Consider the following 15,473-nt stretch of genomic DNA (forward strand, 5'->3'; position numbering starts at 1 on the left):
AACTTTACAAAAGTCACGCAAGTTATTGTTCTTGCGTGACTTTTTTTATTTGATTAAACTCTGAGGTAATATTCAATGTGAATGCTGTTAAAACCATTGCAATGCGCCTGATCCCCACTGTTTTTTCCTCCTTCTCCAGCCACTCAACACCACGAATTGTTGTGATGTTGAGCGCAGGCTTGTTGAGCGTTTTGTTGAGCGCGCCAGCTTTGGCCAACGCATCAGCTCAACCGACAAAATCCAAACCAGTGACTGCCAGTGCGCCCAAGCAGGCCAAAGTCGCCAAAAAAGCAACGGTCAGCTCGGCCAACGCCAAACGTTTTGCCCCTGCACGCTCGGTCGCCGCAGCACCCATGCGGGCGTCTTTTGGTCAAAAGGCGGGCTTGCATGCCACTTCTGACCCCTTGGATTTGCGCTCCAGCGTGGCCTTGGTGATTGACCAAGACACGCGTGAAGTTTTGCTGCGCAAGAACGACCAAGCCGTCTTGCCTATCGCGTCTTTGACCAAGTTGATGACCGGCCTGGTCATTTCTGAGGCCCAATTGCCCATGTCGGAGATGATCACCATTACCCAGGACGATGTGGACACCGAAAAAGGCAGTTCTTCCCGTTTGGCGGTGGGCAGCGTCCTTAGCCGAGGTGATCTCCTGCATTTGGCCCTCATGTCGAGTGAAAACCGTGCTTCCCATGCATTGGGCCGAACATTTCCTGGCGGTCTGGATGTTTTTGTCTCTCGCATGAACGCTCGCGCCAAGGCCTTGGGCATGAAAGACACGCGTTACGTCGAGCCCACAGGCTTGTCGAGCAACAACCAGTCCAGCGCCCATGACCTGGCCACGCTGGTAGGTGCCGCCTACAAAGAACCAGTTTTGCGTGAGCTGTCCACCTCGCCTGGCCGTGAAATTGCCGTGGGTCACCGCACCTTGCAATACAACAACACCAACCGTTTGGTCAAAAGTCCGCAGTGGGACATCGGTTTGCAAAAAACAGGCTTCATCAACGAAGCCGGTCAGTGCTTGGTCATGCAAGCCCAAGTGTCAGGCCGCAAGCTGATCATGGTGTTCCTGGATTCAGCAGGCAAACTCAGCCGTATTGCCGATGCTGAGCGTGTGCGCCGTTGGGTGGAAAAATCGCCTTCTTTGTCTGGCTCCAAGCACCTGGCGCTGACCGATCAGTTGCCCAGCTGATCGCGCATCTCCCACAAAAAAAGGCCTCTTGCGAGGCCTTTTTTTGTGGGAGAGGGTTTAACGTCCCTCGCTGTAGCCCAGTGTGGCCGAGATCTCTCGGGCGGCCGTTTGCAGTTTGGGCAGCCACCCTTCATCCAAGCGGTCCGCTGGGGCCGAGATTGACAAGCCTGCCAGCAATTTGCCTTGGTCGTCGTAGATGCCCGCAGCGATGCAGCGCACGCCCAGTTCCAGCTCTTCGTTGTCGCGGGCAATGCCGTACTGCTTGACGCGGGACAGCTCGCGCTCGAGGACTTGCAACTGGGTGATGCTGTTGCGGGTTTGGCCCGACAGGCCGGTGCGTGTGGCGTAAGAGCGCACCCGCAGCGGGTCATCGGCGGCCAAAAACAATTTGCCCACCGACGTCAAATGCAAAGGCGCACGGCCACCGATCGCGCGCACCACCTGCATGCCAGATCGCTCGCTGTAGGCCCGTTCGATGTAGACGATCTCGTCGCCTTGTCGCATGCTCAAGTTGACCGGTTGCTGGATCAGCTTGTGCAACTCTCGCATGGGCGCCAAGGCCGCATCGCGCACGTTCAGGCGTCCTTTGACCAAGTTGCCCAACTCCAGCAGGCGCATGCCCAATCGGTAACTGCCGGCTTCGGGCCGGTCTACAAAACGGCCCGTGGCCAAGTCGTTCAAGATCCGGTGCGCTGTGGAGGGGTGCAAACCGGTTTTCTCGCTGATCTCTTTGAGTGAGATGGCCTCCTCGCGTGAGGCGAGCACATCGATCAGCGAGAACATGCGTTCAATCACCTGGATCGTGGGGGTAGGAGCGAGGGTTTGTTCTTTTTTCATGGGGCTTGCCAAGTCCGACTGATTTTATACTGTGAAAAGCCAAGGTGGTCATTCCAGAGCTTGCCAATGTCCCTCAGAGCGAATGTCGCAGGGCAAAAAGCGCGATTTGTAGTTCATCTTCGGACTGCTGTTGATCCAGTAGCCCAAATAAACATAGGGCAGGGCCAATTGGCGGGCTTGTTCGATTTGCCACAACACGCCATAGGTGCCGTAACTGGCCTTGTCTTCAGGCTCATAAAAGGTGTACACGGCGGACAAGCCTTGGTTGAGCACATCCACAATGCTGATCATTTTCAAAGCCCCGAGTCCATCGGCTGCGGGGGGCTCCCTGAATTCAACGATGCGTGAATTCACACGGCTTTGCAGCAGAAACTGGCTGTACTGGTCCACGCTGTCTTGGTCCATGCCGCCGCCCACATGGCGTGCCGTTTGGTAGCGCAAATACAAAGCGTAGTGCTCAGGGTCAAACTGCAGATCCAGCACCCGTGTCTGCAGATGTTGATGCTGCTTGAATGCGCGGCGTTGGCTGCGATCGGGTTGGAACTCTCGTACCCGCACACGCAGGGGCAGGCAGGCTTGGCAACCATCGCAATAGGGGCGGTAGGTGAACATGCCACTGCGGCGAAAGCCTTGATCCACCAGCTCGGAATACACCTCGTTTTGGATCAGGTGGCTGGGCGTGGCCACCTGCGAGCGTGCCAAACGCTGCGGTAAATAGCTGCATTCGTAGGGCGCCGTTGCATAAAACTGCAAGGCCTGCAAGGGGAGGTCGTTCAGGTGCGTCAATCCGGTGTGTCCAAGGCCATCAACGCGTCCCAGTATAGAGATTGATGGGCCCAGTCGATGTCACTGTGCTGACGCTGCGCCTGAAGGTTTTGCACAAACGCTGCGCGGGTGATCTCGTGGGCACCCATCGAAGCCAGATGGCGCGTGTTTTGTTGGCAATCGATCAAGGGCACACCGTGCTGCAGGCATGCGCTGACCAAGGCAGCCAGGGCCAGCTTGGACCCGTCTGTGATGGTGGTGAACATCGACTCGCCAAACACCGCATGGCCCAAGGCCACGAAATACAGGCCGGCCACCAGCTGCCCATCGACCCAGACCTCTGCACTGTGCGCATGGCCCAGGCGGTGCAGGCTTTTATAGGCCGCGATCATCTCGGGCACGATCCAGGTGCCGTTTTGCCCTCGGCGCGGTGCCTGGGCGCAGCGCTGCATTACCTGGGCAAAGTCTCGGTCAAAGCACAACTCAAAACCGGGGTTGATCAAATGGCGTTTGAGGCTTTGGCGCAAGGACCGGTGGAAACGAAATTGCTGCACAGGCAGCACCATGCGCGGGTCCGGGCTCCACCACAACACCGGTTGGCCCGGACTGAACCACGGAAAAATCCCCTGCCCATAGGCTTCGATCAAGCGGCCCGCGGTGAGGTCTTGCCCTGCGGCCAACAAGCCCGGCGCAGACGAATCGTGACCCCAGGCTTGCGACGCCGGCGGCAAGGGCTCGCCTTCTTGTATCCAGGGCAGTTCGGGTTCGGAGCGTTGGGGCATGTGCTGATTACACAATAAATGGCGGTGCTGACCGCCTCTGTGTGCCGACATCGTTGGTTTTTCGGTTTATGCTGAGACCGTTACTTTGGGCAATGCCGAACCGTTTTGCCAAGAAGCTTTTCGGCCATTGGAGCGATGATTGAAACCTGACTTTCCCCAGTCTTGGCTGCGCCCTGAATGGCCAGCTCCCGCGAACGTTCAGGCCGTGATGACCGACCGTCATGGCGGCGTGTCCGAGCGCCCCTACGACCGCATGAATTTGGGCGACCATGTAGGCGATCAAGCGCATGCGGTCCAACACAACCGCGCGCTATTGCAAACGGCGCTGAACCGCCGCCCCGTTTTTTTGCAACAAGTGCACGGCATCCACAATGTGGCGCTGCACGCGGACACACCGGATGGCACAGCCGCCGATGCGTGCATCTCTACAAGTCCAGCGGTGGCCTGCACCATCATGGTGGCCGATTGTTTGCCTGTCTTGCTGTGTGATGCCACAGGCCAGTGGGTGGCCGCAGCCCACGCGGGTTGGCGCGGTTTGGCGGGGCAGGGCGGGGTGGGGGTGCTCGAACAATTGTTGACATCGCTGCCAGGCGCTCTCGCAGACGAATTTGCAGTTGCCTCCTTGGTGCGCGGCGACATCCTGGCATGGTTGGGCCCTTGCATTGGGCCGCAGGCTTTTGAAGTCGGGCCGGAAGTGCGCCACGCTTTTTGTGAAGCTGACCCCCAAGCCGAGGCGTTTTTTGCCCCTCAAGCTGGCGGTCAATACCTGGCTGACTTGGCGGGCTTGGCGCGGCTGCGTTTGAACCGTTGGGGGATCACTCAGATTTTTGGCAATGACAGCCAAGCGTCATGGTGCACTGTCAGCCAGGCATCAAGGTTCTTTTCGCACCGCCGAGACCGTCGCGTCCTCGGTCAATCCGGCCGCATGGCCGCTTGCATCTGGTTGGACCGGTGATGGTGCAGATGCCGATGGCATCTCGGCGGCTTCTTGGCGGCGGATTTCTTTGCGGCGCAAAGGCGTGCCGGCCAGATACACCACCAGCGACATGGGCAGCACGCCATAAAGCACAAAAGTGATGATGGCCCCCAAGACAGTTCCTTGGGTACTAAAGGCTTCGGCCAATGCCATGAGCAAGGTCACGTACAGCCAAGCGATGACGATCAAATACATTTTGTTGTGGCCTTGTAATTTAGGAGACATCAAATTGACAGATACTGACTCCAGCAGAAATCAATAAATGCAGTCAATCAGGAGACATGGATGAGCGCTTCTTCCCCCGAATTTTGGACCCAAATGTCCGAAGGGTTCCAGCAGAACCTCACCAAAAGCTGGGGCCAGGCCATGCAGCACTTTCAAACCATGGATCTGGGCGGGCTCCAAGCCAAGCCCGAGGCCGCAGCACCCGCCCTCAAATTCTCGCCTGAAAAGCTCCAGGCGCTGCAAGGCCAGTACTTCAAAGACGCATCTGAGTTGTGGAATCAAAGCCTGCACAACAGCTTGCAAGTCAAAGACCGCCGTTTTTCTGGCGATGCCTGGGCATCCAACCCGGTGGCCGCCTTCAACGCCGCCACCTATTTGCTCAATGCCCGCACCCTGATGGGCCTGGCCGATGCGGTGGACGCGGATGACAAAACCCGCAACCGTGTGCGCTTTGCGATCGAGCAGTGGGTGGCCGCTGCCGCGCCCAGCAACTTCTTGGCTTTCAATGCCGAAGCCCAAAAGAAAGCCGTCGAAACCAAGGGTGAGAGCATTGCCAAAGGCGTGCAAAACCTGATGCACGACATGCAGCAAGGCCATGTGTCCATGACGGACGAAAGCCTGTTCGAGGTGGGCAAGAACGTGGCCACCACCGAAGGGGCTGTGGTCTTTGAAAACGCGTTTTTCCAACTGATCGAATACAAACCGCTGACCGCCAAGGTCTATGAAAAGCCGTTTTTGTTGATCCCGCCTTGCATCAACAAGTTTTACATCTTGGACCTGCAGCCTGAAAACTCACTGATCCGCTATGCGGTGAGCCAAGGCCACCGCACGTTTGTGGTCAGCTGGCGCAACCCCGACGAGTCCATGCAGGACAAGACCTGGGACGACTACATCGAGCAAGCCGCGATCAAAGCCATCAGCACAGTGCAAGAGATCACCGGGGCCCCCAAGATCAATGCCCTGGGTTTTTGTGTCGGCGGCACGATCTTGTCGACCGCGCTGGCCGTGCTGGATGCCCGAGGCGAAAAGCCCGTGGCCAGTGCCACCTTCCTCACCACCTTGATCAACTTCACCGACACCGGCATCTTGGACGTGTTCATCGACGAGAACTTCGTCAAGTTCCGCGAGATGCAAATGGGCCAAGGTGGTTTGCTCAAAGGTCAGGACTTGGCCTCCACTTTCAGCTTTTTGCGCCCCAACGACCTGGTCTGGAACTATGTGGTGGGCAATTACCTCAAGGGCGAAACCCCACCGCCTTTTGACTTGCTCTACTGGAACAGCGACTCGACCAATTTGCCCGGTCCCTTTTACGCCTGGTATCTGCGCAACACGTATTTGGAAAACAACCTGGTCAAACCGCGCAAGGTCACCGTGTGCGGCGAGAGTATTGATTTGGGCCAAGTCGACATGCCTGTTTACATCTACGGCTCGCGCGAAGACCACATCGTGCCGATTGGCGGTGCCTATGCCAGCACCCAAGTGCTGCCGGGCAAAAAGCGTTTCGTCATGGGCGCCTCGGGCCACATTGCCGGTGTGATCAACCCGCCTGCCGCCAAAAAACGCAGCCACTGGCTCAGCGAAGGCAGCAAATTCCCAGCCGACGTGAACGACTGGATCGCGGCTGCCAAAGAGCAGCCTGGCAGCTGGTGGACCGATTGGTCCGATTGGCTCAAAAGCCATGCTGGCAAGCAAATTGCATCGCCTAAAACCTATGGCAAGGGCAGCAAGTTCAAAGCCATCGAGGCGGCACCAGGCCGCTATGTGAAGGCCAAGGCCTGATTGATTTTTTATTGGAGACAAAAATGGAAGACATCGTCATCGTTTCAGCCGCCCGCACCGCCGTCGGCAAGTTTGGTGGTTCACTGGCCAAGACGCCCGCCACCGAGTTGGGCAGCATCGTCATCAAAGGCCTGCTCGAGCGCAGCGGCTTGCCCGTTGATGCCATCGGTGAAGTCATCATGGGCCAGGTGCTGGCCGCAGGTGTGGGCCAAAACCCTGCCCGCCAAGCCATGATGAAGGCCGGTGTGGCCAAGGAAACCCCCGCTTTGACCATCAACGCCGTGTGCGGCTCGGGCCTGAAGGCCGTGATGTTGGCTGCACAAGCCGTGGCCTGGGGCGACAGCGAGATCGTGATCGCCGGTGGTCAGGAAAACATGAGCGCCAGCCCCCATGTCTTGAATGGCAGCCGAGACGGCCAGCGCATGGGCGACTGGAAGATGACCGACACCATGATCGTGGACGGCCTGTGGGACGTGTACAACCAGTACCACATGGGCATCACCGCCGAAAACGTGGCCAAGGCCCACGGCATCACCCGCGACATGCAAGACGCCCTGGCGCTGGGCAGCCAGCAAAAAGCCTCTGCCGCACAAGACGCGGGCAAGTTCAAGGACGAGATCGTGGACGTGCTGATCCCCCAGCGCAAAGGCGATCCGCTGGTGTTCAACACCGACGAATTCATCAACAAGAAAACCAGCGCCGAAGCTTTGGCCGGTCTGCGCCCCGCCTTTGACAAGACCGGCAGCGTGACCGCTGGCAACGCCTCGGGCATCAACGATGGCGCCGCTGCCGTGATGGTCATGAGCGCCAAGAAAGCGGCCGCTTTGGGTCTCAAGCCTCTGGCACGCATTGCAGCCTTTGGCACCAGCGGCCTGGATCCGGCCACCATGGGCATGGGCCCGGTGCCCGCTTCGCAAAAAGCTTTGGCTCGCGCCGGCTGGAAAGCCCAAGACGTGGACCTGTTCGAATTGAACGAAGCCTTTGCCGCGCAAGCTTGCGCCGTGAATCAGGCGCTGGACATCGATCCCGCCAAGGTCAACGTCAACGGCGGTGCGATCGCCATCGGTCATCCGATTGGTGCATCCGGTTGCCGCATTTTGGTGACCTTGCTGCACGAAATGCAGCGCACACAGGCCAAGAAAGGTCTGGCCGCTTTGTGCATCGGCGGTGGCATGGGCGTGTCCTTGGCCATCGAACGCGTTTAAAAACCTGCGCCGCATTGGCCGCATCGAGGGGCACATCGCCCAGCTGTATAAGGGCAGCCCATCGGTGCATTCAGTGCGGACTTCATTGATCCCACAACACTCATCTTCAGGAGACAAACATGAGTCAAAAAGTAGCTTACGTCACAGGTGGCATGGGCGGCATCGGAACCGCCATCTGCCAACGCCTTCACAAAGAGGGTTTCAAAGTCATCGCCGGTTGCGGCCCAACCCGTGACTTCAACAAATGGCTCGACGAGCAAAAAGTGCTGGGCTACACCTTCTACGCGTCCGTGGGCAACGTAGGCGATTGGGATTCCACCGTCGAAGCTTTCAGCAAAGCCAAGGCCGAACACGGCCCGATCGATGTGTTGGTGAACAACGCTGGCATCACCAAGGACCGCATGTTCTTGAAGATGAGCCGCGAAGACTGGGACGCGGTGATGAACACCAACCTGGACTCCATGTTCAATGTGACCAAACAAGTCGTGCCCGACATGGTCGAACGTGGCTGGGGCCGCATCATCAACATCTCGTCGGTCAACGGTGAAAAAGGCCAAGCCGGTCAAACCAACTACTCGGCCGCCAAAGCCGGTATGCACGGTTTTTCGATGGCCTTGGCGCAAGAAATGGCCACCAAAGGCGTGACCGTGAACACCGTCTCGCCTGGCTACATCGGCACCGACATGGTCAACGCCATCCGTCCTGACGTGCTGGAAAAAATCGTGGCTACCGTGCCCGTCAAGCGTTTGGGCAAGCCCAGCGAGATCGCTTCCATCATCGCCTGGCTGGCCAGCGAAGAGGGCGGTTACGCCACCGGCGCTGACTTCTCGGTCAACGGTGGTTTGCACATGGGCTAATTCCACTCGGATGTCCTGACTCCAACCCCGCTTCGGCGGGGTTTGTCTTTGGGGCTTGGGACAGTGTCAGTGACTGGGATAATCTCACCCATGTCTGAAGTTTCTCCGCCGCAACCCCGGTTCAATCCTTGGCGCCTGTCCGTGGCCCCGATGATGGATTGGACCGATCGCCATTGCCGTTTTTTCCACCGCCTGCTGACGCGGCACACTTTGCTGTACACCGAGATGGTGACCACGGGCGCTTTGCGTCACGGCAGTGTGCAACGGCATTTGCGCTTCAACGCCGAAGAGCACCCTGTGGCCCTGCAACTGGGCGGCAGCGATGCGGCCGATCTGGCCTATGCGGCCAAGCTGGGCCAAGAATGGGGCTATGACGAGATCAACCTCAACTGCGGTTGCCCTTCAGACCGCGTGCAGCGCGGGGCTTTTGGCGCTTGCCTGATGAACGAGCCGCGCACCGTGGCCGATGGTGTCAAGGCCATGCTCGATGTGGTGGATGTGCCTGTCACCGTTAAACACCGCATCGGCATCGACAAGATCGAGAGTTACGACTTTGTGCGTGACTTTGTGGGCACCGTGAGTGAGGCAGGCTGCAAGGTGTTCATCGTCCATGCTCGCAATGCCTGGCTCGATGGTTTGAGCCCGAAAGAAAACCGCGAAATCCCGCCGCTGCGTTACGAGCTGGCTTATCAGCTCAAAAAAGACTTTCCGGGGTTGTTGATCGCCGTGAACGGCGGCATCAAAACCAACACCGAAATCGCGGCGCATTTGCAGCACGCCGATGGGGTGATGATCGGGCGTGAAGCCTATTACAACCCTTGGTTGCTGAGCACCTGGGATGCCGAGTTTTATGGCGACACGCATGAGGTCCCCAGCCGCGAAGCGGTGGAGGAGACCATGGTGGCCTACATGGAGCGCGCCTTTGCCGAAGACGGTTGTCCTTGGTACGCCATCGCCCGCCACATGCTGGGCCTTTACCACGGCCAGCGGGGTGGTCGCTACTGGCGTCAGGTCTGGAGCAACCACAAGCTCAAGCCCTTGCCACCGCGAGAGGTTTGGCAGCAAGCGCGTGAGGCCTTGGCCCGAGGCGCGGCGGTGAGCGACTGAAATAGGACGCCGTGTACGGTCGGCACTTCAGCGCCGACGATACCGGCTTTGGAGCAGGCTTCTAGTCGGGGCTGCAGCCACCGAGCTGCGGACTGATGTTGGGTCTGTAGCAGCCGACCTGCGCACACGCTGTGAAGTAGGAGCCAGCCCGGCTGGCGATGAGCCCTTGCGCGGGCTCAGGTTCGGGAAGCTTTATTGCGCCGCTTGCAATCCGCTCATGAAGTGGTCCGACATGCGCTCGGCGGCCACTTCGGGCTGGTGGTCGGCCAGAGCCTGAACGATCGCGCGGTGTTCGGCCAAAGACTGCTCGATGCGGCCCTCTTTGAACAGCGAGCTGTGGCGGTTGAGCTTCATCACCTTGCGCAGATCGGCCACCATCTGGTCGCGCCAGCGGTTGTCGGCGATCTCCAGCAGCAGCATGTGGAAGGCTTCGTTGATCTCAAAAAAGCGATCGCGGTCGCCTGTGGCGTTTTCCAAGTCTTTTTGCAGCTTTTGGATCTGGTCCATTTGGGCGTCGCTGGCGCGGGTGGCCACCACACGGGCAGCGTCTGACTCCAGCAGCGCCAGCAGGTGGTACACGTCGCGCAGGTCTTTTTCGCTGACTTCGGTCACATAAGCGCCGCGCCGCACCTTCATGGTGACCAAGCCTTCGGCTGCCAGCACCTTCAGGGCCTCGCGCAAAGGCGTGCGGCTGATGCCCAAAGCCTCGGCAATGCGCAGCTCGTCTATCCAGCTGCCCGGCTCCAGCTCGCGGGCAAAGATGCGCTGCCTCAGCAGTTCGGCAACTTCTTCATACAGGGCGCGAGGGGCGAGGGACAAGGCGGACATGGACAAATGGAGGTCAGATTCTGGCTTTGGATTGTAAGCCGGTTAAAATATTCTGCATCAATAATTATGAATCACGAAGCTTGTAAGGGCTTTTGCAGCATCAGGCTGCCAAAATCAGTGCAAGTTATTTTTGTCTCGAAAGTGGTGAGCCATGTCGTCCCAATCCTTTGAATTCAACGCCTCCAACCTGGAAGCCTGGCAAAAAGCAGCGACCAAATCTGCCCCCGGTGGCGATGTGTCGGCCCTGAACTGGAAGACGCCTGACGGCATCATCGTCAAGCCGCTCTACACCGCCGAAGACACGGCCAACTTGCCCTACGCCAACACGCTGCCGGGCTTTGAGCCTTTCTTGCGCGGCCCACAAGCGACCATGTATTCGGTGCGCCCCTGGACAATCCGCCAGTACGCCGGTTTCTCGACTGCCGAGGAATCCAACGCCTTCTACCGCAAGGCGCTGGCCGCTGGCGGTCAAGGTGTGTCGGTGGCATTCGACTTGGCCACCCACCGCGGCTACGACTCCGACCACCCCCGTGTCGAGGGCGATGTGGGCAAGGCCGGTGTCGCGATCGACTCGGTCGAAGACATGAAGATTTTGTTCAACGAAATCCCGCTCGACAAAGTCAGCGTCTCCATGACCATGAACGGCGCGGTGCTGCCCGTGCTGGCCGGTTATGTGGTGGCCGCTGAAGAGCAGGGCGTGAGCCAGGACAAACTCTCCGGAACGATTCAGAACGACATTCTGAAAGAGTTCATGGTGCGCAACACCTACATCTACCCGCCCGAGCCGTCGATGAAGATCATTGGCGACATCATCGAGTACACGGCCAAGAACATGCCCAAGTTCAACTCGATCTCGATCTCGGGTTACCACATGCAAGAAGCCGGTGCCAACCAGGCGCTGGAGATGGCCTTCACCTTGGCCGACGGCAAGGAATACGTGAAGACCGCCATTGCCAAGGGCATGGACGTGGACGATTTCGCGGGCCGCCTGTCCTTCTTCTGGGCGGTGGGCATGAACTTCTACTTGGAAATCGCCAAGATGCGCGCAGCCCGTTTGCTGTGGTGCCGCATCATGAAGGGTTTCGACGCCAAGAACCCCAAGAGCCTCATGCTGCGCACGCACAGCCAGACCTCTGGCTGGTCGCTCACCGAGCAAGACCCCTACAACAACGTGGTGCGCACCACCATTGAGGCCATGGCGGCCGTCTTTGGCGGTACCCAGTCGCTGCACACCAATTCGCTGGACGAAGCGATTGCGCTGCCCACCGAATTCAGCTCGCGCATTGCCCGCAACACCCAGTTGATCATCCAGGAAGAAACCCACATCACCAACGTGATCGACCCCTGGGCCGGTTCTTACATGATGGAGAGCCTGACGCAAGAGATGGCCGACAAGGCCTGGGCCATCATCGAAGAAGTCGAAGCCATGGGCGGCATGACCAAGGCCGTGGACAGCGGCTGGGCCAAGCTCAAGATCGAAGCCGCCGCCGCTGAAAAGCAAGCCCGCATCGACTCCGGCAAAGACGTCATCGTGGGCGTGAACAAGTACAAGCTGGCCAAAGAAGACCTGGTGGACACCTTGTCGATCGACAACGTCAAGGTGCGCGACGGCCAGATCGAACGCCTCAAAGCCATCCGCGCCAGCCGCGACAGCGCTGCGGTGCAAGCCGCATTGGACGCTTTGACCGCCTCGGCCGAATCCGGCCAGGGCAACTTGCTGGACCTGTCGATCAAAGCCATCCGCCTGCGCGCCACCGTGGGTGAAGTGTCCGATGCGCTGGAAAAAGCCTATGGCCGCCACCGCGCCGACACCCAAAAGGTGACCGGCGTGTATGCCGCTGCCTACGACTCTGCCGAAGGCTGGGAACAACTGCAAAAAGAAATCGCTGGTTTTGCCGACCAGCACGGCCGTCGCCCCCGCGTGATGATCGCCAAGCTGGGCCAAGACGGCCACGACCGTGGCGCCAAAGTGGTCGCCACCGCCTATGCCGACCTGGGCTTTGACGTGGACATGGGCCCCTTGTTCCAGACCCCCGAAGAGTGCGCTCGCCAAGCCATCGAAAACGACGTGCACGCCGTGGGCGTGTCCACACTCGCCGCCGGTCACAAAACACTGGTGCCCGCCATCATCGCCGAGCTGAAAAAGCAAGGTGCGGACGACATCATCGTGTTTGTGGGCGGCGTGATCCCGCGCCAAGACTACGAGATGCTGTACGACGCTGGCGTCAAGGGCATCTACGGCCCCGGCACCCCGATTCCGGCCAGCGCCAAGGACGTGCTGGAGCAGATCAAGAAGGCCGTGGCCTGAGCGGTCGCAGCGGAACGCCAGCGTGACGCCTGATCAGTTGTTGCAAGGTTTGCTGCATGGCACTGCGCCGGTGCAGCGCCGAGCCATGGCCAAATCGATCACGTTGCTCGAGTCCACCCGCGCTGACCACCGCGCCTTGGCCGACGAGCTGCTCACGGCCATGCTGCCGCACACGGGCCAGTCGTTTCGCTTAGGCATCAGCGGTGTGCCCGGTGTGGGCAAGTCCACTTTCATCGAGGCCTTGGGCCTGTATTTGATTGGCCAAGGCCACCGCGTGGCGGTGCTCGCGGTCGATCCGTCCAGCACCGTGTCGGGCGGCTCCATCTTGGGCGACAAGACCCGCATGGAGCATTTGAGTGTGCATCCGCAGGCCTACATCCGCCCTAGCCCCAGCAGCGGAACACTGGGCGGCGTGGCCGAGAAAACCCGCGAGTCCATGCTGGTGTGCGAGGCCGCTGGTTACGACGTGGTGATCGTTGAGACCGTGGGCGTGGGCCAGAGCGAAACCGCCGTGGCCAATATGAGCGACATGTTTGTGCTCTTGCAACTGCCCAATGCAGGCGACGATTTGCAGGCCATCAAAAAAGGCGTGATGGAAATCGCCGATCTGGTGGTCATCAACAAGGCCGACATCGATGCCATCGCCGCCACCCGTGCGCAGCTGCAAATCACCAGCGCCCTGCAATTGTTGGGCATGCACGCGTCTTCTGGCCACATGCACGGCGACGACAGCGTCTGGCACCCCAAGGTCGTTCAAATCAGTGCCTTGCTGAACCAAGGCGTGGACACCTTCTGGGCCGCGGTGAGCGAATTCAAAGCGATACAAAACAAGAACGGCCGCTTTGGCATCCGTCGCCAACAGCAAGCCTTGTCGTGGATGTGGGAGCGCATCGACGCCGGCCTGAAACAAAACTTCCGAGCGCAGCTGCGTGTGCAAAGCCTGCTGCCCCAACTGAGTCAACAAGTCGGAGCGGGCCAGCTGGCCGCATCGACTGCTGCCCGTCAACTGCTCAGCGCTTACCAAGCGCAGAGTTAACCTGAATCTTCCTGGAGAAAAGAGAGAGCAACCATGCAAGACATCATCGAACAACTGGAACAAAAGCGCGCTGCGGCCCGCTTGGGTGGCGGGCAAAAGCGCATTGACGCGCAGCACGCCAAAGGCAAGCTCACGGCCCGTGAGCGCATCGAAGTCTTGCTGGACGAGGGCACCTTCGAAGAGTGGGACATGTTCGTGGAACACCGTTGCACCGACTTCGGTATGGCTGACAACAAGATCCCCGGCGACGGCGTGGTCACCGGCTACGGCATGATCAACGGCCGCTTGGTGTTTGTGTACAGCCAAGACTTCACCGTCTACGGCGGCGCTTTGTCCGAAACCCATGCCGAGAAAATCTGCAAGGTCATGGACCAGGCCATGAAGGTCGGCGCCCCCGTGATCGGCCTGAACGACTCGGGCGGTGCCCGCATTCAAGAAGGCGTGGCCTCGCTCGGCGGTTATGCCGAGGTGTTTCAGCGCAACGTGATGGCCAGCGGTGTGGTGCCCCAGATCAGCATGATCATGGGCCCTTCGGCCGGTGGTGCGGTGTATTCGCCAGCCCTGACCGACTTCATCTTCATGGTGAAAGACACGTCCTACATGTTCGTGACCGGCCCTGACGTGGTCAAAACCGTGACCCACGAAGAAGTGACCGCCGAAGAACTGGGCGGCGCCGTGACCCACACCACCAAGAGCGGTGTGGCCGACATGGCCTTTGAAAACGATGTGGAAGCGCTGCTGATGCTGCGCCGCCTCTACAACTACCTGCCTCTGAACAACAAGGAAAAAGCCCCTGTTCGCAAGAGCGGTGACCCGACCGACCGCATGGACATGAGCCTGGACACCTTGGTGCCCGAGAACCCCAACAAGGCTTATGACATGAAGGAACTCATCCTCAAGACGGTGGATGACGGTGACTTCTTCGAGCTGCAGCCCGACTACGCCAAGAACATCTTGATCGGTTTTGCCCGTGTGGACGGCCAGACCGTCGGCATCGTGGCCAACCAGCCTTTGGTGCTGGCCGGCTGCCTCGACATCAAGAGTTCCATCAAGGCCGCGCGTTTTGTGCGTTTTTGCGATGCGTTCAACATCCCCGTCATCACCTTCGTGGACGTGCCCGGCTTCATGCCCGGGACCTCGCAAGAATACGGCGGCATCATCAAGCACGGCGCCAAGCTCTTGTATGCATACGCCGAGTGCACCGTGCCCAAAATCACCGTCATCACCCGCAAGGCCTACGGCGGCGCGTACGACGTGATGGCCTCCAAGCACCTGCGCGGTGACGTGAACTTCTCTTGGCCCAATGCCGAAATCGCGGTGATGGGTGCCAAGGGCGCGGTGGAGATCATCTTCCGCGAAGACAAGGGCGACCCTGAAAAGCTGGCCGCCAAAGAAGCCGAATACAAAGCCCGCTTTGCCAACCCCTTTGTGGCCGGTGCCCGTGGCTTCATTGACGACGTCATCCAGCCCCACGAAACCCGCAAGCGCATTGCCCGCTCGCTGGTCATGCTCAAAGACAAGAAGATTGAAAACCCATGGCGCAAGCACGGGAACATTCCACTGTGATTGCCAAGGAGAAGA

15 protein-coding genes are annotated in these 15,473 nt (G+C 59.2%); 9 read left to right on the top strand and 6 right to left on the bottom strand.

The window, feature by feature from the left end; all coding sequences use genetic code 11:
• Positions 1-22: 22 nt before the first annotated feature.
• Entirely contained in the window at positions 23-217 is a 195-nt protein-coding gene (locus QLQ16_RS05210; RefSeq protein ID WP_283223881.1) for a hypothetical protein, read from the bottom strand.
• On the opposite strand from QLQ16_RS05210, the gene QLQ16_RS05215 reads away from it, so the two are divergent.
• Entirely contained in the window at positions 165-1,187 is a 1,023-nt protein-coding gene (locus QLQ16_RS05215; protein ID WP_283223634.1) for a serine hydrolase, read from the top strand. The genes QLQ16_RS05210 and QLQ16_RS05215 overlap by 53 nt on opposite strands.
• Before the next feature lie 57 nt (positions 1,188-1,244).
• Here the strand turns inward: QLQ16_RS05215 and QLQ16_RS05220 are convergent, their stop codons facing one another.
• From QLQ16_RS05220 to aat, 3 genes are read right to left on the bottom strand one after another with little or no spacing between them, the layout of a single operon-like run.
• Positions 1,245-2,024: an IclR family transcriptional regulator gene (locus QLQ16_RS05220; RefSeq protein ID WP_283223635.1), complete on the bottom strand. Its 780-nt coding sequence runs from the start codon at positions 2,022-2,024 to the stop codon at positions 1,245-1,247.
• A 48-nt stretch (positions 2,025-2,072) separates the two neighbouring features.
• Positions 2,073-2,810 carry an arginyltransferase gene (locus QLQ16_RS05225; protein WP_283223636.1) on the bottom strand — a complete coding sequence of 246 codons (738 nt, stop codon included), beginning with the start codon at positions 2,808-2,810 and terminating at the stop codon, positions 2,073-2,075.
• Positions 2,807-3,571, bottom strand: a complete 765-nt coding sequence (gene aat, locus QLQ16_RS05230; RefSeq protein WP_283223637.1) for a leucyl/phenylalanyl-tRNA--protein transferase — start codon at positions 3,569-3,571, stop codon at positions 2,807-2,809. Before aat ends, QLQ16_RS05225 begins: the two co-directional genes overlap by 4 nt.
• A gap of 208 nt (positions 3,572-3,779) precedes the next feature.
• Here aat and pgeF point away from each other — a divergent pair, with 208 nt between their 5' ends.
• The gene (gene pgeF / locus QLQ16_RS05235; RefSeq protein WP_283223638.1) at positions 3,780-4,526 is read left to right on the top strand and encodes a peptidoglycan editing factor PgeF; all 747 of its coding nucleotides are present in this window, start codon (positions 3,780-3,782) and stop codon (positions 4,524-4,526) included.
• Here the strand turns inward: pgeF and QLQ16_RS05240 are convergent.
• Positions 4,443-4,742, bottom strand: a complete 300-nt coding sequence (locus QLQ16_RS05240; RefSeq protein WP_283223639.1) for a hypothetical protein — start codon at positions 4,740-4,742, stop codon at positions 4,443-4,445. The genes pgeF and QLQ16_RS05240 overlap by 84 nt on opposite strands.
• A 90-nt stretch (positions 4,743-4,832) precedes the next feature.
• Between QLQ16_RS05240 and QLQ16_RS05245 the strand changes: the two genes are divergently transcribed.
• From QLQ16_RS05245 to dusA, 4 genes are all read left to right on the top strand, one after another.
• Positions 4,833-6,551, top strand: a complete 1,719-nt coding sequence (locus QLQ16_RS05245) for a PHA/PHB synthase family protein (RefSeq protein WP_283223640.1) — start codon at positions 4,833-4,835, stop codon at positions 6,549-6,551.
• A 23-nt stretch (positions 6,552-6,574) separates the two neighbouring features.
• Entirely contained in the window at positions 6,575-7,756 is a 1,182-nt protein-coding gene (locus QLQ16_RS05250) for an acetyl-CoA C-acetyltransferase (RefSeq protein ID WP_283223641.1), read from the top strand.
• A gap of 119 nt (positions 7,757-7,875) precedes the next feature.
• Positions 7,876-8,613: an acetoacetyl-CoA reductase gene (phbB, locus tag QLQ16_RS05255; protein WP_283223642.1), complete on the top strand. Its 738-nt coding sequence runs from the start codon at positions 7,876-7,878 to the stop codon at positions 8,611-8,613.
• 90 nt (positions 8,614-8,703) lie between these two features.
• Positions 8,704-9,720, top strand: coding sequence for a tRNA dihydrouridine(20/20a) synthase DusA (gene dusA, locus QLQ16_RS05260; protein ID WP_283223643.1), 1,017 nt, complete (start codon positions 8,704-8,706; stop codon positions 9,718-9,720).
• 192 nt (positions 9,721-9,912) lie between these two features.
• On the opposite strand, the gene QLQ16_RS05265 is transcribed toward dusA, so the two are convergent.
• The gene (locus QLQ16_RS05265; RefSeq protein WP_283223644.1) at positions 9,913-10,548 is read right to left on the bottom strand and encodes a GntR family transcriptional regulator; all 636 of its coding nucleotides are present in this window, start codon (positions 10,546-10,548) and stop codon (positions 9,913-9,915) included.
• 151 nt (positions 10,549-10,699) lie between these two features.
• Here QLQ16_RS05265 and scpA point away from each other — a divergent pair, with 151 nt between their 5' ends.
• The 3 genes from scpA to QLQ16_RS05280 are packed head-to-tail and all read left to right on the top strand — an operon-like array spanning position 10,700 to position 15,458.
• Positions 10,700-12,856 carry a methylmalonyl-CoA mutase gene (scpA, locus tag QLQ16_RS05270; protein WP_283223645.1) on the top strand — a complete coding sequence of 719 codons (2,157 nt, stop codon included), beginning with the start codon at positions 10,700-10,702 and terminating at the stop codon, positions 12,854-12,856.
• A gap of 22 nt (positions 12,857-12,878) precedes the next feature.
• Positions 12,879-13,892, top strand: coding sequence for a methylmalonyl Co-A mutase-associated GTPase MeaB (gene meaB / locus QLQ16_RS05275; RefSeq protein ID WP_283223646.1), 1,014 nt, complete (start codon positions 12,879-12,881; stop codon positions 13,890-13,892).
• Positions 13,893-13,925: 33 nt separating this feature from the next.
• Complete coding sequence (locus QLQ16_RS05280; protein ID WP_283223647.1) at positions 13,926-15,458, top strand: acyl-CoA carboxylase subunit beta; 1,533 nt, start codon at positions 13,926-13,928, stop codon at positions 15,456-15,458.
• Positions 15,459-15,473 lie beyond the last annotated feature (15 nt).

The sequence above is a fragment of the Limnohabitans lacus genome (assembly GCF_030053395.1).
Classification (GTDB): Bacteria; Pseudomonadota; Gammaproteobacteria; order Burkholderiales; family Burkholderiaceae_C; genus Limnohabitans_A; species Limnohabitans_A lacus.

What these genes read in the sequence shown, in the direction of transcription:
- QLQ16_RS05280 (WP_283223647.1), top strand. Translation starts at nt 13,926, where the DNA reads ATGCAAGACATCATCGAACAACTGGAACAAAAGCGCGCTGCGGCCCGC.
- QLQ16_RS05265 (WP_283223644.1), bottom strand. Translation starts at nt 10,548, where the DNA reads ATGTCCGCCTTGTCCCTCGCCCCTCGCGCCCTGTATGAAGAAGTTGCC.
- aat (WP_283223637.1), bottom strand. Translation starts at nt 3,571, where the DNA reads ATGCCCCAACGCTCCGAACCCGAACTGCCCTGGATACAAGAAGGCGAG.
- QLQ16_RS05220 (WP_283223635.1), bottom strand. Translation starts at nt 2,024, where the DNA reads ATGAAAAAAGAACAAACCCTCGCTCCTACCCCCACGATCCAGGTGATT.
- QLQ16_RS05240 (WP_283223639.1), bottom strand. Translation starts at nt 4,742, where the DNA reads ATGTATTTGATCGTCATCGCTTGGCTGTACGTGACCTTGCTCATGGCA.
- QLQ16_RS05245 (WP_283223640.1), top strand. Translation starts at nt 4,833, where the DNA reads ATGAGCGCTTCTTCCCCCGAATTTTGGACCCAAATGTCCGAAGGGTTC.
- scpA (WP_283223645.1), top strand. Translation starts at nt 10,700, where the DNA reads ATGTCGTCCCAATCCTTTGAATTCAACGCCTCCAACCTGGAAGCCTGG.
- pgeF (WP_283223638.1), top strand. Translation starts at nt 3,780, where the DNA reads ATGACCGACCGTCATGGCGGCGTGTCCGAGCGCCCCTACGACCGCATG.
- QLQ16_RS05250 (WP_283223641.1), top strand. Translation starts at nt 6,575, where the DNA reads ATGGAAGACATCGTCATCGTTTCAGCCGCCCGCACCGCCGTCGGCAAG.
- dusA (WP_283223643.1), top strand. Translation starts at nt 8,704, where the DNA reads ATGTCTGAAGTTTCTCCGCCGCAACCCCGGTTCAATCCTTGGCGCCTG.
- phbB (WP_283223642.1), top strand. Translation starts at nt 7,876, where the DNA reads ATGAGTCAAAAAGTAGCTTACGTCACAGGTGGCATGGGCGGCATCGGA.
- QLQ16_RS05215 (WP_283223634.1), top strand. Translation starts at nt 165, where the DNA reads ATGTTGAGCGCAGGCTTGTTGAGCGTTTTGTTGAGCGCGCCAGCTTTG.